The following is an 18,715-nucleotide window of genomic DNA, read 5'->3' on the forward strand; positions in this document are numbered from 1 at the left end:
CGAATTAATGAGCACAGAAACTATTTCAAAAATAATCCCAGAACGTCAACCTAAACCGAAGTGGCTAAGAGTAAAATTGCCAACTGGCAAAAAATATACTGAACTTAGAGGCCTAGTTGACAAATATAGTTTAAATACCATCTGCACTTCAGGGAGTTGCCCAAATATGGGCGAATGCTGGGGCGAAGGAACCGCAACGTTTATGATTTTAGGCAACGTATGTACACGTTCTTGTGGTTTTTGCGGAGTGAAAACAGGCCGACCAGAGGCATTGGATTGGGATGAACCTGAAAAAGTTGCCCGCTCCATCAAAATTATGGGTATCAAACATGCCGTTCTGACCAGTGTTGATAGAGATGATATAAAAGATATGGGCAGCATCATGTGGGCTGAAACAGTTAAGGCCGTTCGCAGAATGAATCCTGAGACAACACTGGAAACGTTAATTCCTGATTTTCAAGGCATAGAACAACATCTCGATAGAATTATTGACGTGGCTCCAGAAGTAGTATCGCACAATATAGAGACTGTCAGAAGATTGACCAGGGCAGTGAGAATTCAAGCGAAGTATGATCGGAGTTTAGGAGTTTTGAAATATTTAAAGGATCAAGGACAACGTCGGACTAAATCAGGGATCATGTTGGGCCTTGGCGAAACACGGGAAGAAGTTATTGAAACCCTTCACGATTTAAGAGCGCATGACGTGGATGTAGTGACCATTGGTCAATATTTGCAACCAAGCAAAAAACATTTACCAGTGAAACAATTTATACTCCCAGAACAGTTCAAGGAATATGAAAACATAGGACTTGATCTTGGTTTTAGACATGTTGAAAGTAGCGCCCTTGTAAGATCTTCCTACAAAGCTCAGAAACACATCAATTAATGATTAGAGTAGCGATTAATGGGTTTGGACGTATTGGCCGTCGCGTTTTTCGACTTATCCAAGAACGCAATGACATGCAAGTAGTTGCGATAAATGACCTGGCCGACACAAGAACCTTAAGTCATTTGCTGAAGTACGACAGCATTCATGGTGTATTAAAGGCATCAATTGGATGCGATGAATCCCATATCATATTTGAAGATCAATATATTCCGTTACTTAACCATAAAGATATTAAAGAGTTAAAGTGGCAACCATATCATGTTGATTTTGTTATAGAATCTACTGGAAAGTTTAAAACTTCCGAAGACTTGGAATACCATATTAAAAATGGTGCTAGAAACGTAATTTTATCTGTACCGCCCACAGATGATGCCATTAAAACCATCGTGTTGGGGGTTAATGAAGGGATTTTGGATGGCAGTGAAAGAATTATTTCCAACGCCTCTTGTACTACAAACAATGCCGCGCCCATGATTGCGGTAATTGACGATTTGTGTGGCATTAAACAAGCTTACATTACTACAGTACATTCATATACAACAGATCAAAGTTTGCACGATCAACCACACAAGGATTTAAGACGTGCAAGAGCTGCTGGTCAATCCATAGTCCCTACTACAACTGGTGCAGCCAAAGCTTTAACTAAAATTTTTCCGAAATTAAATGATGTTATCGGAGGCTGTGGCATTAGAGTTCCGGTACCCAATGGATCTCTTACAGACATTACACTTAATGTTGACAGAATGGTGTCTATTAGAGATATTAATCTAGCGTTCAAAAATGCATCCGAAACACATCTAAAGGGTATCTTAGAATATACTGAAGATCCTATTGTTTCTATTGATATTGTGGGGAATCCACATTCATGTATTTTTGATTCCCAAATGACTTCCGTCATTGGGAATATGATTAAGATTGTTGGATGGTATGATAATGAAACAGGATATTCAAGTCGAATTCTTGATTTAATTTGCAATATAACGATGAAAAATGCACTTTTATCGAATAAATAATTATATTTGTTTTTATAAAGTGACCAAAAAATGTCCCAATACAAATACTATATCGTTGCTTTTTTTATTTTAATATGCTCTACCCTGTACTCACAAAGCACAGTGGATGAAGATATTGATATCCTTAAAATGCGCATTCAAAATCATATCACACAATCTGGTTTTGAAACTGAGCGTGGTGAGTTTTACAATGCTCAAGACAATTTAGAGCAAGCCTTGGTTATTGCCAATAAAATTGGTGACAAAAAATCTGAAGGCAGCATTTACACCAAAATTGCTAAAATTCAATTCATCATAGAAGAACCAGAAAGTGCATTAGTCTCCTTAACTAAAGCCGCTGAATTGCAACGGGAAATTAATGATTATTCCAATTTAGCTATTACTTATAACCTCAGGGGTATTTTACATACTAGTAAAAAGGAGTATCAAACAGCTTTAGATTATTTTCAGTCTGCAAAAACGAAATTTGAAGAAGAAGGTTTAGAGCGCTTCGTAACGGACGTTAACTTAAACGAGGCTAAGGTATATATTGAATTGGAAGATTATAAAACAGCCAAATCCAAGCTTGAAAAAACCATCATCTTAGCAAAAAAGCATGATCAAGCGGGTATATTAAGTAGCGCCTTTATAAATATAGGTAAGGTTTATCAAAAGTTAGGAAACTCAGAATTAGCATTATCAATGGCCAATGAAGGGATGGTATTGGCAAAACGCAACAATATCCCTGACTATATAAATGACAGCTACTTAACCTTGAGTGATATTTACGAAGCCAATGGCGACTATCAACTTTCGAATCAATACCTACGAAAACACTTACAGCTCTCTGATTCACTTCAAGATATAAAACGTAAAAATCTTTCACCAGAAAAGAAAGCTCAATTTGTTAACAATTACAAAGACTCTGAACGTAAACAAATGGAGATTAAGTTAGAGGAAGCTGACGCTTCTAATAACTTAACCAGAATTACCACTATTTTGAGTATTGCTTTAATAACAATATTATCGCTGCTCACTTTGTCATTATATAAAAACAACAATATTAGACTTAAAACTAATAATATGCTCCATAAGAAAAATGATGAGCTCATTGTTGCAAAAGAAAAAGCTGAGCTTGCCTCAAAAACAAAAGCAAACTTCTTGTCCACCGTTACCCACGAATTGAGAACGCCACTATACGCGGTAACCGGACTCACCAATATGCTATTGGATGAGGATCCCAAACCAAATCAAATTGCACACTTAAAATCCTTAAAATTTTCGGGAGATTATTTATTGACCTTTATTAATGACATTTTACAAATCAATAAAATTGAAGCCAACAAGGTCGAACTAGATCCTGAAGTTTTTAACCTTAAGAAAAAAGTCGAGAATATTATCTCTGCATTAAGCAATTCTGCCATGGATAACAATACCAAATTGCATGTAGAATATGACCATAATTTGCCTTCAACCTTTATCGCTGATCAATTAAAGATTTCTCAAATCCTTATCAATCTTATAGGTAATGCCATTAAATTTACAAAAGATGGTGACATCTGGGTAAAATTAAATATGGTAAAACAGGATAAGGATGTATATACAGTGAGATTCGAAATTCAAGACAACGGTATCGGGATTACTAAAGAAAAACAGGAACATATGTTTGAAAGCTTTTCCCAAGGATCTATTCAGATTAACCGAAAATATGGTGGTACTGGCCTCGGATTGTCTATTGTTAAAGGTCTTATAGAAATTTTAAAAGGTAAAATCTATTTAAAGAGTGAACTCGGAAAAGGATCTAGTTTCTTTTTTGAAATCCCGCTTACATATTCTAAAGAACCGATTATTGCTGAAAAGCCTAAAACACTTAATGAACTTAACACATTGGACTTGACTAATATCAAAATTTTAGTTGTTGAAGACAACAAGATTAACCAAATGATTACCCGAAAGATTCTGAATAAAATGAATCTATACTGTGATATTGTTGAAAATGGCGAGGATGCTGTTGAACGTGTTAAACAGGTTCAGTATGACGTGGTCTTGATGGATATCCACATGCCTGGTATCAGCGGATTGGAAGCAACTAAAATTATTCGAACCTTCGACAAAGAGCTTACTATATTTGCACTTACAGCTGTGACTATTGAAGATAAAATGCACGAATTTGACGAAGCTGGTTTTAATGATATTATTTCCAAACCATTTAAACAGGAAGACTTTGAAAAAAAATTATTCAATGCTTTAAAAGTTAACCAAGATTCTTCTGCGTCCATTTAAGAAACTGTTGTATTAGATTATCAAATTCAGCGTGCCTATCAATGACCATCTCAATTGGCAAATAATAGAGATCCTCACTGGGCTTAAAGTGAGACTGTAAGCGCACCATATCCTTTTCTGTAGTAACAATCAAACCTTTTCGTTTTAAAGTTTCAATTTCATTGGCCTGGAACTCATGATGGTCTTTATATTTAAGATGTACAAAATTTAATCCCTGTGCACGTAAATGTGCCACTAAAGGTTTTGGATTTGCAATTCCGGTAACTAATGTGAATGGCTTATGTTTTAAGTTGTCTAATGAAATGGTTGCCTCAGCATTTTTAACGACATCTGAATATCCTATCCCTCCGAAAAACACGGCTTGACGCGCTAATGGATTTATTCTATTGATTATGGCTTGCTTTTTATCAATTGATAGAGCTTGTGGAGCTTTTGTGACAACAATTATATCGGCCCGTTTAGCACCTTGTCGAGGTTCTCTTAAATTTCCGGTTGGCAACAGAATATCATCCACATAAAGATCGTCATATGAGGTGAGAAGAATGTTAAGACCCGCACGTACTTTTCGATGCTGATAGGCATCATCTAATAAAATCACATCAGGAGGAGTCTTCAAATTCATTAACTTACCAATGCCATGAACTCGATCAGCATCCACACTTACAATAATATCTTCAAATTTTTGGTAGAACTGAAATGGTTCGTCTCCTATTGTATTTGCAGTTGCTGACTGGTCAGCAATTATAAAGCCTTGTGTTTGCCGTTTATAGCCTCTACTCAAAGTAGCTAATTGATAGTCTGCACGCAATAATTGGATCAGATATTCAATCATTGGGGTTTTACCTGTACCACCAACACTTAAATTACCAACACAAATTACAGGGAAATCGTAAGCTGTAGATTTTTTAATCCCGTTCTCATAAAGTTGATTGCGCAACCACGTAACCATATAGTAAATGGGAACGACAGGAAAAAGGAGATACCGAATTAATTTCATCAGAACGAAAATATAATATTTTATCTTTGCTTTATACCTAAAATCGAAAAAACATATGATTATCCAAGATGTCATCAATCATCTCGAAATATTAGCACCTTTAGCGTATGCAGAAGAATTTGACAACGTAGGTTTATTAGTTGGAGATAAGAATGAAAAATTAAAAGGTGTTTTAGTTACCCTTGACACGCTCGAAAGTGTTGTTGATGAAGCCATCGATAATAACTGCAATTTAATTGTCAGTTTTCATCCCATCATTTTTAAAGGGTTAAAAAAGATAAATGGCAGTTCATATGTAGAACGCGTGGTTCTTAAAGCTATTAAAAATGATATTGCGATATTCTCGATTCACACCGCTTTGGACAATGCGCTACAGGGCGTAAACGCTATTATATGCAATACTCTAGGAATTGAGAGTAAAAAAATTCTTATACCTCAAAAAGGGACCATAAAAAAATTGACGACCTACGTACCACAAAAAGATGCTGATGTTTTACGAACTGCGCTTTTTAATGTTGGCGCAGGACAAATAGGCAATTACGACAATTGCAGTTATAACGTGGAAGGTATTGGTACGTTTAGAGGCAATGAAGCTTCTGACCCGAAAGTTGGGGAACGCTTTGAATACCGTCAAGAACAAGAAACGCAAATCTCTGTTACGTTTCAAAAACATTTGGAACACAACATTCTTAAATCGCTTGTTGAAAACCATCCTTATGAGGAGGTTGCTTTTGAAGTAACCACTTTAGATAATTACAACCAACATATAGGCATCGGAATGGTTGGAGAGCTCCCAAATGAAATGAATACGGACGACTTTTTACAATTTGTGAAGCAAAAAATGAAGGTGGCAACTATAAGACATTCTGAACTTATAAAAAATAAAGTGAAAAGGATTGCAGTGCTTGGCGGTTCTGGTAGTTTTGCCATTGGTGCGGCAAAGTCAGTTAAAGCTGATATGTTCATTACGGCAGATTTAAAATATCACGATTTTTTTTCGGCAGAAAATCAAATAATTTTAGCAGATATAGGACATTATGAAAGCGAACAGTTCACAAAATCTTATTTAGCTGACTATCTATCAAAAAAAATTACTAATTTTGCAGTCGTTTTATCGACGATAAACACCAATCCTGTAAAGTATTTATAATTATGGCAAAAAAAGCTGAACTTTCTGTTGAAGACCGATTAAGAGCGTTGTATGATTTACAACTAATTGATTCTAGAGTTGACGAAATCAGAAATATAAGAGGAGAACTTCCTTTAGAAGTAAGAGATTTAGAAGATGAAGTTGAAGGACTTAATACTAGACTTGAAAAATTAAACGGTGGACTTACCTTGGTTGATGACGAAATCAAATCTAAAAAGAACTTGATCGAAGAGGCTAAAACTTTGATTAAAAAGTATGCAGAGCAACAAAAAAATGTTAGAAATAACAGAGAATTTAATTCAATTACAAAGGAAATAGAATTTCAGGAATTGGAGATTGAGTTGGCTGAAAAGCACATAAAGGAATTTAAAGTTCAGATTGAGCAGAAAAAAGAAATTATTGCTGAGACTAAAGACCGTTTGAAAGATCGTCAATCGCATTTAAAGCATAAAAAAAATGAATTAAATGCTATCCTTGCTGAAACAGAAAAAGAAGAAACTGCTTTAATAAAAAAATCTGAAGAATATCAGGAATCTATTGATGAGCGTTTGGTAAATGCTTACCGCAGAATTAGAGCAAATGTTAAAAATGGATTAGCTGTTGTTGCTATTGAAAGAGGTGCTTCTGGTGGATCTTTCTTCACTATTCCTCCGCAAGTTCAGGTTGAGATTGCTTCTCGTAAGAAAGTAATTACTGATGAGCACAGTGGTCGTATTTTAGTTGATGCACAATTAGCTGAAGAACAAAAAGAGAAAATGGAAAAATTGTTCGCTAAATTAAGCTAAACATTATCCTCATTATATTGAAGAAGCCTTTACAATTTTTGTAAAGGCTTTTTTATTTTGGCACAACTTTCACATGATTCCACTAAGGTTTTAAATATCTTAGCGACTACTTCTAAAAATATCATTATGAAATCTCTCTTTTTAGCTTTATCCTTCATATTTTTCTTTAGTTGCCAAAATTCGGCACAAAATCCTCCAAAACAGCAAGCGGTTAAAACTGCTGATCCTATTGAAGTACCACTAATTAACGGGAAGGCTAAAGCCTATTTTGCAAGCGGCTGTTTTTGGTGTGTAGAAAATATTTATGAGCATGTTAAGGGTGTTGAGGAAGTCATTAGCGGCTATGCTGGAGGGCATACCAAAAACCCGACGTACGAATCGAGCAATACAGGACGAACAGGGCATGCAGAAGTTGTAGAAGTCATCTACGATCCTAACGTGGTTAGTTTTGCGACGTTGGTGGATGTGTATTTTGGCTCACAAAATCCGACGCAAGTCAATGGTCAGGGTGGCGATATCGGTTCACAATACCGTTCTATTATTTTTTATCAGAATAAGGCCCAAAAAAAAATAATTGAAGATAAGAAAGCGGCATTGGCTAAAAAATTGAATCAAAAAGTGGCTGCGGAAGTGTATCCATTTCAAAAATTTTGGATTGCAGAAGACTACCATCAAGATTACGAAAAACACAATCCACAAAATCCATACATTCAAAATGTATCCATCCCAAGATACGAACGCTTTAAAGCAAAATTTCCAGAGTTGATTAAGCAATAAGATCTAGTTAAATCCTCTTAATAATATGATTTCGACCTCACAGGTTTTCAAAACCTGTGAGTTTTTTTTATGACTCTTTGCTTGCTTTCAAAGTGAATATTAAAGGATATAGCTTATCCCTTGTCACAAACATTTCTGAATCAGTTGGCACTAAATCGGGCAATACATTGTACGGACTTTCATCATGCTCTTTGAGATATTCAATACGCAATCCTGCTTCTGACAAAGCCGATACAACCGCTCCCAATCCGTGGTTCCAGCCATATTCTTTACTTATCATTTTTGAATTCGGATTTGCATACGTGCCTTCATACTCTTCGTAAATAGCACCATCCTGCATATACCCATACTCAAGTTTAGGTTTGCCATCCAAATAATCGAACATCCACACAATTGGATGAAACTCGGCCATAAAAAAGATCCCTCCTGGCTTTAAACGTTCAGCAATCATTCGTCCCCAAGGCTTTAAATCGGGCAACCAACCAATGACGCCGTAGCTAGTGAAGACAATATCAAAAGTTTCAGAAATGTGTTTAGATGTTTCCAATACATTACAGCATACAAACTTGGCATCAAGCTGAAGTTCTTCATTGAGCTGCTGCGCTAATGCAATGCCTTTATCGCTTAAATCGACTCCCACACACTTCGCTCCCATCCTACTCCAACTCAAGGTATCCTGACCAAAATGACACTGCAAGTGCAGTAAAGTTTTTCTATTAACATCGCCAAGCGCTTCCAATTCATAGGACATTAGAGACGATTTACCGCTTTTGAAAGCTTCCATATTGTACATCTCACTTTCAGCGTGAACATCAACTTTGCTGTTCCACGTGTCTCTATTGGTGATAAAATATTGATCATTTGTATCCATAAACCCTGTTTGATATTTAAAATTAATACTTCTAAACCATTCTTGTTTATCTTTATCAAAAAATTAAAAGATGAAAAAATCATTGATTATAATTCTATTAGTCACTTTCTCACTATCCTGTAAACAAAAGGAAAAAGCTAAAGTCATAGAAAAAGAATGGTCAACCGCAGAGAAAATTGCCAATGCTCATGGTTTAGAAAATTGGAAAAAGGTCTCTGAAGTACAGTTCACATTTAATGTTGATAGAGATACGACGCATTTTGAACGTTCGTGGATTTGGAAACCAAAGTCAGAAGATGTAGTGATGATTTCTGGGAAGGACACCGTTGCTTACAACAGAAAATCTATCGACAGCATCTCATTAAATGCAGATAAAAGCTTTATTAACGACAAATACTGGCTATTAGCACCTTTTCAATTGGTCTGGGACACCTCAGCAAGCATTTCTGAAGCTACTATTACCGAGGCGCCCATAAGCAAAACACAACTCAATAAGATAACAATAACCTATACTAGTGAAGGCGGCTATACGCCAGGCGATGCATATGATTTTTACTATGGTGATGATTTTATGTTGAAAGAATGGGTCTATCGCAAAGGAAATTCCAAAGAACCTTCTATGATGACAACCTGGGAGGATTTTGAAGACTTCAATGGCATTAAAATTAGTAAAACACATAAACGTCCAGAGGTTGATTGGACACTACATTTTACAAACATCAAGGTCATCCAATAAGATTTGTTAAACTATTGCTAAAACCGCCTTTCTGAACATCCAAAACATGTAGAGACCACGTATATATAGTGTATCAGATGAATATTCCGCAGCAATGCGTCTCTATATATTCAAAGAGCTTCCACTTAAAAAGTTGAAGCTCTTTTTTTTTCTAACAGACTTCCGTTTTCTTTACTACAAAATGTCAAGGAAATCCACTCTGGCATCTTATAAACTCTCTTTTTAGAACTTCTTTCTAAGCTTATAATTCTTATTTTTGTGTACAACCGAAAATAAATACACCTTGTCACATCATAAATTAGGCTTAGCATACGCGCTACAACAAGATCAATCTGATGCATTGGCATCTTATAGAAATCACTTCCATATTCCAAAAGACACAAATGGAAACGAATTGATTTATATGACTGGGAATTCTCTCGGACTTCAGCCAAAATCTACTAAAGACTATATCAATCAAGAATTGGAAGATTGGGCAAATTTAGGTGTTGAAGGACATACTGAAGCAAAAAACCCATGGTTGCACTATCATGAATTGCTAACAGAAAACATGGCAAAAGTGGTCGGTGCAAAACCGATTGAAGTGATTGTCATGAATACCTTGACGGTCAATCTGCATTTGATGATGGTTTCTTTTTATAAGCCGACACCAAAACGTTATAAAATACTTATTGAAGCTGATGCATTTCCTTCAGATAAATATGCCGTTGAATCCCAATTGAAACACCACGGTTTTGATCCGAAAGATGGTGTTGTTCTGTGGAAAGCCAGAAAAGGCGAAGAATTGGCAAATTATGAAGATTTAGAAGCCATCATGGAAACGCAAGGCGATGACATTGCCTTGATTATGATTGGTGGCGTTAATTATTACACAGGACAGTTTTTCAATTTTAAACGCATCACCCAACTCGGTCATAAACATGGCTGTTTGGTTGGTTTTGATTGTGCACATGGCGCAGGAAATGTAGCATTAAATCTTCACGATTCAGGTGCGGATTTTGCCGTTTGGTGTACTTATAAATATTTAAATTCGGGTCCGGGAAGTTTAGGTGGCGCTTTTGTTCATGAACGTCACGCACATAACAAAGACCTCAACCGTTTTGCAGGTTGGTGGAGCCATAATAAAGCAACCCGTTTTAAAATGCGCGACGAATTTGATCAACTCGCTGGCGCAGAAGGTTGGCAATTAAGCAACCCTCCTATCTTATCAATGGCAGCCATTAGAGCTTCATTAGATATTTTTGCAGAAGTCGGCATGGAAAAACTAACTGCAAAATCGAAGGAACTCACGGGTTATTTTGAATTTCTATTGAATCAATTAGGGAACGACAGCATTAAAATCATCACGCCATCAAATCCTGACGAACGTGGATGTCAACTCTCTATTCAAGTTAAAAATGCAGACAAGGCCTTGCACAACAAATTAACGGAAGCAGGTGTCATTTCAGACTGGCGTGAACCTGACGTGATTCGCTGTGCGCCAACACCATTATACAATTCGTTTGAGGATGTATATTATTTGGTAGAAAAATTAAAGGAGATTTTAAATTAAAAATGCTCAAAAATCCCTTCCCTTTTTAGGAAAGTTGGACTAAAGTTCGAATCAGAGCTTTAAATTGGAAGAGTTTTCAATCTTAGATTAAAACCAAAAATAAAAGGTTCCTGCCTTCGCAGGACATATTATGAAAAAACAACAAAACATACTCATCATCGGCGCTGGTCTTTGTGGCAGCTTACTTGCTTTACGATTAGGCCAACGCGGCTTTAACGTGAATCTTTATGAAATGCGTCCTGATTTACGGAAGGTTGAAATTAGTGCAGGGCGCTCCATCAACTTGGCACTTTCTGATAGAGGCTTAAAAGCGATGCGCCTTGCAGGTGTAGAGGATAAGGTAAAGGAACTCTGTATCCCAATGAATGGACGACTTTTGCACGACATGGAAGGGAATACGGTACTAGCACCTTATAGCGGACGCGAACATGAATTTATAAATTCCATTTCTCGTGGCGATTTGAATGCTTTACTTTTGGATGAAGCGGAAAAACATCAAAATGTAAATATTTATTTCAACAAAAAATGCAAATCAGTCGATTTCGAAAATACGACAGCCCTTTTTGAAGATTATGAAACAAAAGAAAATTTTGTAGAAGACGCTGATATTATTATAGCTACAGACGGTGCCGGTTCAGCATTGCGGAAAAGTTACTTTTTAGGAAAGAAAATTTTATTCAGTTTTTCACAGGATTGGTTAACCCATGGCTACAAAGAGTTAAGCATCCTTCCTGCTAAAAATGGAGGCTACCAGACCTACAAAAATGCGCTTCATATTTGGGGACGCGATAGTTTTATGCTCATTGCCCTGCCCAATTTAGATGGCAGTTTTACCGTTACCTTATTTTTAAGTTTTGATGAGGGCGAATACAATTTTGGAAATTTAACAACCCCAGAAAAGGTGCTTGAGTTTTTCGAAAAATATTTCAAAGACGCCTTAGAACTGATGCCAAATTTGGTAGATGATTTTTTCACCAATCCAACCTCACCTTTGGGGACCGTAAAATGTTCGCCATGGCATTATAAAGGAAACACCTTATTGATGGGCGATGCAGCACATGCCATTGTGCCTTTCTACGGACAAGGGATGAATGCGTCTTTTGAGGATGTTGTTGTATTTGACAAGGCGTTAGATGAAGGAGAACCAAATAGCGAAGCAGGTTGGGAAGCCATTTTTAAGGCCTATGAAAATAGTCGCAAAATGGACACTGACGCTATTGCTGATTTGGCTATTGATAATTTCCATGAGATGAAAGGTCACGTCAATAATGCGATTTTTAGAGAAAAACGCAATTTGGAGATGGCCTTCGAAAAAAACTTCCCTGATGACTATTCGTCAAAATATTCATTGGTTACCTTTAATGAGGATATTGGCTATAGAGAGGCCATGTTAAGAGGTCGTGCACAAGATAAAGCCATCTTGAATATGCTTGCCGACAAGGAACTCGACAGCAATGCTGATTTAAAAACTAATTTAGAAAAAGTAAATCGTGCTACTGAGGAGATTTTGGAAGATGATCGGGTAGCAAAGAATTTTAAACACTAAGAACAATAAAAGTTAATTTAAACATCGATAAGATTTAAATTATAAAATAGACGTTATGGCAGAAAAAACAAATGAGACTTCTACCGCCACAGGAACTAAGGTTACACCAAGAGGCGCTTACCCACATACCAAACGCGTAGGCGATTTTATTTTTGTATCGGGCACAAGTTCCCGTCGTGCAGACAATAGCATTGCAGGTGTAGATATTATTGACACCATGGGTACCAAACACTTAAATGCTGAAGTGCAAACGCGTGAGGTCATCAAGAATATTGAGAAAAATCTAGCCAAAGAAGGTGCAACCCTAAAAGACGTCGTCGATGTTACTACATTTTTGGTCAACATGAACGATTTTGCTGGGTACAATAAAGCTTATGCCGAGTTTTTTGATAAAGAAACAGGACCAACCAGAACTACTGTAGCGGTACATCAATTGCCACATCCTGATTTGGTGGTGGAAATTAAGGTGATGGCTTATAAAAAGATTAAAGAATAGAGAGAAGAGAAAAGAGATTTATTTGAGATTAGGCATTATGAAGATACAGAACTACATCAACGGTCAATATTTACCTCCAGTCGCTGACGAATGGATAGATAATTATTGCCCTGCCAATGGCGAAGTTTACGGACACATCCCAAACTCGTCAACTGAGGATGTAGAGAATGCCTATATTGCTGCAAAATCGGCGTTTCCGAGTTGGTCACAAACAACTTTGGAAGAACGCAGCAGAATCCTCATTAAAATCTCAGAACTCCTTGAAGCGAACTTAGAACGCTTTGCCGAAGCTGAAAGCAAAGACAACGGGAAACCAATTTCGTTAGCAAAAGCTGTTGATATTCCGAGAGCGGCCAGTAATTTTCGATTTTTTGGGAATGCGATTACCCAATTCGGTAGTGAAAGTCACGAGACTGTGGGTTTGGATGCTATTAATTATACCTTACGTCAACCCATTGGAGTTGTGGGCTGTATTTCGCCATGGAACCTCCCACTCTATCTTTTTACCTGGAAAATCGCTCCAGCCATAGCCGCTGGAAATTGCGTCGTTGCCAAACCCAGTGAAGTCACTCCTATGACTGCGTATTTATTGGGAGAAATCTGTACTGAAGCTGAATTGCCAAATGGTGTATTGAACATTGTTCACGGTTTAGGAACTACCGCAGGACAAGCCATCATTGAGCATCCAGACATTAAAGCGATCAGTTTTACAGGCGGGACTGCAACTGGTGCGCATATCGCGAAAGTAGCGGCGCCAATGTTTAAGAAATTATCATTGGAATTGGGCGGCAAAAATCCGAACATCATTTTTGCTGACTGCGATTATAAAGACATGCTAGAAACTACAGTGCGCTCTTCATTTGCCAATCAAGGGCAGATTTGTTTGTGTGGCAGCAGGATTTTTGTGGAAGCCTCTATTTATGAAAAATTCAAGGACGATTTTGTCGCCAGGGTAAAAGCGCTTAAAGTAGGTCATCCTTCAGAAGCAGAAACAAATATTGGCGCCTTGGTATCCAAAGCACACTTAGAAAAGGTTCAGAATTATATCGAAATTGCTAAATCAGAACAAGGAAACATCCTTTGTGGCGGCAATAAAGTGACTATAAAAGATTACGAAAACGGCTATTATTTAGAGCCTACAGTTATTGAAGTGACATCAAACGAATGTCGCGTTAATCAAGAAGAAATATTCGGCCCAGTAGTAACTATTATGCCATTTGAAACTGAAGATGATGTTTTAAGAATGGCCAATGCAGTGAAATACGGCTTATCCGCAACACTCTGGACCAATGATTTAAAACGCACTATGCGAATGAGCAATCAATTGCAAGCCGGAATTATTTGGGTAAACACTTGGATGATGCGCGATTTACGCACCCCTTTTGGAGGGATAAAAGCATCTGGTGTTGGCCGAGAAGGCGGATTTGAAGCTTTACGCTTTTTTACGGAAGCGAAGAATGTTTGTATAAAATACTAGAAAAGGAGCCAAGAATAATAGAGTCAAGAGCCAAGACGGATAATGTTTGCTACTTGAACATGAATAATTGATAGAACATAGAAAAAAGAGAATTACTTTTATTATGGTTTAAATAAACTCTCTGTTCTTTTTTCTTTGTTCTCTATTCTCTATTCGCACATTTAATAAATAGATTAACCTTAAAAAAGATTCCTGCCTCTGCAGGGAATACTATGGATTTAAAACTAAACAATAAATACGCATTAGTCTGCGGGAGCACCGCAGGAATAGGAAAAGCAACAGCAATTTCATTGGCAGCTGAAGGCGCGAAGGTGACCTTGGTGGCGCGAAATGAGGAGAAACTGAAGCACACTATTTTAAAGCTTAGCAATCCTGAAAACCACAGTTATATTGTGGCCGACTTCTCTAAGCCTGAGGAGTTGGAGAGCAAAATATCTGAGTTCATTTCCAAAAATCATGGGTTCCACATCTTATTAAATAATACTGGTGGCCCTGCAGGAGGACCTATTTTTTCGGCAAAATTGGAAGAGTTTGGAAATGCCTTTACCCAACATTTAAAATGTAACCACATTTTGGCACAAGCTGTTGTTCCTTTTATGAAAGAACAAAATTACGGGCGCATTATCAATATTATTTCTACTTCAGTGAAGCAGCCTTTAGACGGACTTGGAGTTAGCAACACCATTCGTGGAGCCGTTGCCAATTGGAGTAAAACTTTGGCCAATGAACTTGGTCAATTTGGAATTACCGTAAATAACGTCCTTCCTGGTGCTACCGAAACAGAGCGTTTAACGGATATTATCAAAAATAAATCGGAAAAATCTGGTCAGACGGAAGAGGAAGCTGCCAATGCCATGAAAAATACAGTCCCTGCCAAACGTTTTGCGCAACCAGAAGAGTTGGCGTATGCGGTGACGTTTTTGGCAAGTGAAAAAGCGGGATATATCAACGGCATTAATCTGCCTGTTGATGGTGGCCGCACCAAATCGTTATAAAATGATCATAAATCCCTTTTTCGTCATACGCGTAAAAATCTGCGAATAGCTGTGAAATCAGCGGGATACAAAACTATGACCAAATGAAAGGTTATCCTGGAGATCACGAGGATCATCGCAAAATAAATGCTAAGGTTTGTGATTAGTGCCTAAATAAATAAGTAACCATAATGCCACAACTAAGAGCTTTATGATATGTTGCAAACAATCACTAAAATCAGGACAAAATAAGCATCAACAAAGTCTTTTTGTTCTGCAGTTTTATACTTAATTTTAAGATCGAAATCTGCGTTAAGGATGGAGGTCAAGATTGCTTTCTCCAAAAAATTTAAAGTTCATTAACGCCAACAAAAACTAAAACCATGAGCAAATTAGTTTCTCCTATAAATTTCAAGAAATGGATTGAAGAAAACAGACATCTTCTAAAACCACCAGTTGGTAATAAAGTGGTCTGGAAGGAAGGCGATTTTATTGTGATGGTCGTTGGTGGGCCGAACAATCGAAAGGATTATCATTACAACGAAACCCCGGAATTCTTCTATCAAGTGGAAGGTGACATGGTTTTAAAAATTATTGATAACGGCACACCTAAAGATGTTCATATTAGAGAAGGTGATATTTATTTACTGCCACCTAAAGTGCCACATTCCCCACAACGCGAAGCTAATACTGTTGGATTGGTTATCGAATACAAACGTCCGGAAGGTATGCGAGACGCCTTGCTATGGTTTTGTGAAAATTGCACAACAAAACTCTATGAAGAAGACTTTACGGTTGAAAATATTGAAACTGATATGCCTAAAATTTTCGACAAATATTACAATGATAAGGACAAACGCAAATGTCCGAATTGTGGCGAATTGATGGAACCGCCTACTAAAGTCAAAATTGAATAATGACATTATTGTAATGGTATCGAAGGCTAAATCAGATTTGAAGGACCTCATCCCAAAGTTCTTTTTAACAATTGATAATAAAAAATAAGATTCCCGCTGTCGTGGGAAATACATATGGAAAAACGTAAACTACGCATCAACGGACACTCACATTTATTGCCTTACCCTGAGGAAATCCCTCAATTTATGAAGGATAAAGGTATTTTTTGGGTTGATAAAGACCGAAAATTCATGCTTCAAAAAGATTGGAGCCGTCCAGTAACGGATTCAAGTTTCTTTTTAGATGAAAAATTGGCGTGGATGGAACGTTTCAAAATCGACCATGCGGTGGTATTAAATCTGTCGCAACTGTACGGGAATGGGTTGCGAGTGGAAGAAATGAAGCAAGCCTTACGTTTTCAGAATGATTTTAATGCGAAAATCCAACGTGAAAATCCGAGTAAATTTACGTCAGGTTTTGTAGTGCACCCAGGTTTCGTTCGGGGCGCCATGTGGGAAATGGAACGCTGTGTAGAAGAATTGGGCATGCAACTCCTGTGTTTGCCTACGCATTACATGGACACAATTGGGACTTGGCGTTGTATTTTTGATGAAGAAAATGAGCCGCTTTTTGAACTGGCTAGTAAGTATAATTTAGCTGTTGAAATTCATCCGTATGATGGTGAAAAATTCATCAAATTAGAAAATACGTCATGGCGATTCCACTTGATTTGGATGTTGGCGCAATGTGCTGACGCTTATCATTTTTTGACGTTAAATGGCTATCAAGACAAATTCCCAAATATGCGCACCTGTTTTGCTCATGGTGGGCAATTGGCACAAATCAATTTAGGCCGTCGTATTCAAGGTTTTGACGGTAGGCCCGATTTATTTGAAGGCAAGAGTCACCCGAGAAAAGCTGTAGGCCATAAAAATATATTCTTTGACACTTTGGTACATGATACCGGAGGACTGCAATTACTGATTAAAAACCAAGGGTCAAAACAAGTACTAATGGGCTTGGATGATCCGTATCCGTTGGGTGAAATGGAAAGTGCACAACAATCGTCCTACCCAGGCAAAATTTTAGATTTGGCTATGGAAAGAGAAATTATTACTGCTGATGAACACGATGCCATTTGGGAAGATAACGTAGTCCGATGGTTGTGCGGTGATGATGAGGTCGCTAAACAAAAGTTGATCAATAGAATTTTAGGGAATTAAAAAGAACTAAAATTCCTCTTATAAAAACCTAAGCACCAGATCGAGTTCTTCTATTTAGTAAGACATCTTTAATTGGTGCTTTTCAATTCAAAAACACTGAAAAATCAATCTATTCAATTGGGATTGCATATCTAAAACCTATAACATGAATTTTTTACCTGAACCCATAAACAAATACGTTACCGAGCATTCTGGAGACGAACCAGAATTGTTACAACAACTGACTCGAGAAACATATCAAAAAATTCTGCAACCACGGATGCTCAGCGGACATTATCAAGGTCGGGTTTTGAGTATGATTTCTAAATTGGTGAATCCTACAACGATTTTAGAAATTGGAACTTACACCGGCTATTCGGCATTGTGTTTAGCTGAAGGTCTTAATAAAGATGGTGTTTTGCACACCATTGATATCAATGAAGAACTTGTCGATTTTCAGCGTAAATATTTTGACAAATCGGAATATGGAGCTCTTATCCATCAGCATTTAGGTGATGCCTCAGAAATTATTCCGAAGTTAGATACCACCTTTGATCTGGTGTTTATTGATGCTGACAAGGAAAACTATGCCAACTACTTTCATATGGTGATTGACAAGTTAAATCCTGGAGGGATTATCTTGTCGGACAACGTCCTATGGAGCGGAAAGGTTATAGAGCCCCTAAAAAAGGATGATGTGTCTACAGAAGCTTTAATTAAGTACAATAAATTACTTAAAGATGATGCTCGGGTTGAAACGCTCGTGTTGCCTATTCGTGACGGATTGACGGTCTCTCGAAAGAAATAGAATTTTTATCCTTGAAATATCTATCGAAGGATTGTCATTTTTTTTAAAGACAACTTCGATAGAATATCATATCAAATAAAATGTCAGTTTGAGAACGTTTTCGACTGCGCTCCAACTGACATTTGTTTTTTAATATTATAATGCCCACGTTCAACCGCCTTTGATCCCCTTTAAAATCTTCCACAAAGATTAATTAAAGTTCAATTATTAAGGTTTTCGACTGCGCTCAAACTGACATTTATTTTTATAGTCATATAATGCCTTCACTCAAACTGACAATGTC

The 18,715-nt window shown here is 37.2% G+C and carries 17 protein-coding genes; 15 read left to right on the plus strand and 2 right to left on the minus strand.

Annotated features, from left to right (window positions below; translation table 11 throughout):
* Positions 1–7 precede the first annotated feature (7 nt).
* From lipA to BXY82_RS00990, 3 genes are read left to right on the plus strand one after another with little or no spacing between them, the layout of a single operon-like run.
* Positions 8–886 carry a lipoyl synthase gene (lipA, locus tag BXY82_RS00980; protein WP_133756317.1) on the plus strand — a complete coding sequence of 293 codons (879 nt, stop codon included), beginning with the start codon at positions 8–10 and terminating at the stop codon, positions 884–886.
* The gene (gene gap / locus BXY82_RS00985; RefSeq protein WP_133756318.1) at positions 886–1,902 is read left to right on the plus strand and encodes a type I glyceraldehyde-3-phosphate dehydrogenase; all 1,017 of its coding nucleotides are present in this window, start codon (positions 886–888) and stop codon (positions 1,900–1,902) included. The genes lipA and gap overlap by 1 nt, the downstream gene beginning before the upstream one ends.
* A 30-nt stretch (positions 1,903–1,932) precedes the next feature.
* Positions 1,933–4,164, plus strand: a complete 2,232-nt coding sequence (locus tag BXY82_RS00990; RefSeq protein WP_133756319.1) for an ATP-binding protein — start codon at positions 1,933–1,935, stop codon at positions 4,162–4,164.
* Here the strand turns inward: BXY82_RS00990 and lpxK are convergent.
* Positions 4,136–5,161 (minus strand): tetraacyldisaccharide 4'-kinase, encoded by a 1,026-nt coding sequence (gene lpxK / locus BXY82_RS00995; protein WP_133756320.1) that lies wholly within the window; start codon positions 5,159–5,161, stop codon positions 4,136–4,138. The genes BXY82_RS00990 and lpxK overlap by 29 nt on opposite strands.
* Before the next feature lie 55 nt (positions 5,162–5,216).
* On the opposite strand from lpxK, the gene BXY82_RS01000 reads away from it, so the two are divergent.
* From BXY82_RS01000 to msrA, 3 genes are all read left to right on the plus strand, one after another.
* Positions 5,217–6,311, plus strand: a complete 1,095-nt coding sequence (locus tag BXY82_RS01000; protein WP_133756321.1) for a Nif3-like dinuclear metal center hexameric protein — start codon at positions 5,217–5,219, stop codon at positions 6,309–6,311.
* A 2-nt stretch (positions 6,312–6,313) separates the two neighbouring features.
* A complete protein-coding gene (locus tag BXY82_RS01005) occupies positions 6,314–7,096 on the plus strand; it encodes a zinc ribbon domain-containing protein (RefSeq protein WP_133756322.1) in 783 nt (260 codons plus the stop codon).
* 126 nt (positions 7,097–7,222) lie between these two features.
* Positions 7,223–7,873, plus strand: a complete 651-nt coding sequence (gene msrA, locus BXY82_RS01010; RefSeq protein ID WP_133756323.1) for a peptide-methionine (S)-S-oxide reductase MsrA — start codon at positions 7,223–7,225, stop codon at positions 7,871–7,873.
* Positions 7,874–7,940: 67 nt separating this feature from the next.
* Here msrA and BXY82_RS01015 read toward each other — a convergent pair whose 3' ends face one another.
* Positions 7,941–8,744 (minus strand): class I SAM-dependent methyltransferase, encoded by an 804-nt coding sequence (locus tag BXY82_RS01015; RefSeq protein ID WP_133756324.1) that lies wholly within the window; start codon positions 8,742–8,744, stop codon positions 7,941–7,943.
* 70 nt (positions 8,745–8,814) lie between these two features.
* Here BXY82_RS01015 and BXY82_RS01020 point away from each other — a divergent pair, with 70 nt between their 5' ends.
* The 9 genes from BXY82_RS01020 to BXY82_RS01060 all read left to right on the plus strand — a co-directional run bounded on the left by BXY82_RS01020 (position 8,815) and on the right by BXY82_RS01060 (position 18,432).
* Positions 8,815–9,480 carry a hypothetical protein gene (locus BXY82_RS01020; protein WP_133756325.1) on the plus strand — a complete coding sequence of 222 codons (666 nt, stop codon included), beginning with the start codon at positions 8,815–8,817 and terminating at the stop codon, positions 9,478–9,480.
* A gap of 283 nt (positions 9,481–9,763) precedes the next feature.
* Positions 9,764–11,032 carry a kynureninase gene (kynU, locus tag BXY82_RS01025; RefSeq protein ID WP_133756326.1) on the plus strand — a complete coding sequence of 423 codons (1,269 nt, stop codon included), beginning with the start codon at positions 9,764–9,766 and terminating at the stop codon, positions 11,030–11,032.
* A 130-nt stretch (positions 11,033–11,162) separates the two neighbouring features.
* A complete protein-coding gene (locus BXY82_RS01030) occupies positions 11,163–12,578 on the plus strand; it encodes an FAD-dependent oxidoreductase (protein ID WP_133756327.1) in 1,416 nt (471 codons plus the stop codon).
* 55 nt (positions 12,579–12,633) lie between these two features.
* The gene (locus BXY82_RS01035) at positions 12,634–13,074 is read left to right on the plus strand and encodes a RidA family protein (protein WP_133756328.1); all 441 of its coding nucleotides are present in this window, start codon (positions 12,634–12,636) and stop codon (positions 13,072–13,074) included.
* A gap of 37 nt (positions 13,075–13,111) precedes the next feature.
* A complete protein-coding gene (locus BXY82_RS01040) occupies positions 13,112–14,551 on the plus strand; it encodes an aldehyde dehydrogenase (RefSeq protein ID WP_133756329.1) in 1,440 nt (479 codons plus the stop codon).
* Positions 14,552–14,763: 212 nt separating this feature from the next.
* Entirely contained in the window at positions 14,764–15,546 is a 783-nt protein-coding gene (locus tag BXY82_RS01045; protein WP_133756330.1) for an SDR family oxidoreductase, read from the plus strand.
* Between the two features lie 362 nt (positions 15,547–15,908).
* A complete protein-coding gene (locus tag BXY82_RS01050; RefSeq protein WP_133756331.1) occupies positions 15,909–16,442 on the plus strand; it encodes a 3-hydroxyanthranilate 3,4-dioxygenase in 534 nt (177 codons plus the stop codon).
* Between the two features lie 114 nt (positions 16,443–16,556).
* On the plus strand, positions 16,557–17,645 hold the full coding sequence (locus tag BXY82_RS01055; protein WP_133756332.1) for an amidohydrolase family protein: 1,089 nt from the start codon (positions 16,557–16,559) through the stop codon (positions 17,643–17,645).
* A gap of 145 nt (positions 17,646–17,790) precedes the next feature.
* Positions 17,791–18,432: an O-methyltransferase gene (locus BXY82_RS01060; protein WP_133756333.1), complete on the plus strand. Its 642-nt coding sequence runs from the start codon at positions 17,791–17,793 to the stop codon at positions 18,430–18,432.
* Positions 18,433–18,715: the final 283 nt, after the last annotated feature.

Source organism: Gelidibacter sediminis (assembly GCF_004364975.1).
Classification (GTDB): domain Bacteria; phylum Bacteroidota; class Bacteroidia; order Flavobacteriales; family Flavobacteriaceae; genus Gelidibacter; species Gelidibacter sediminis.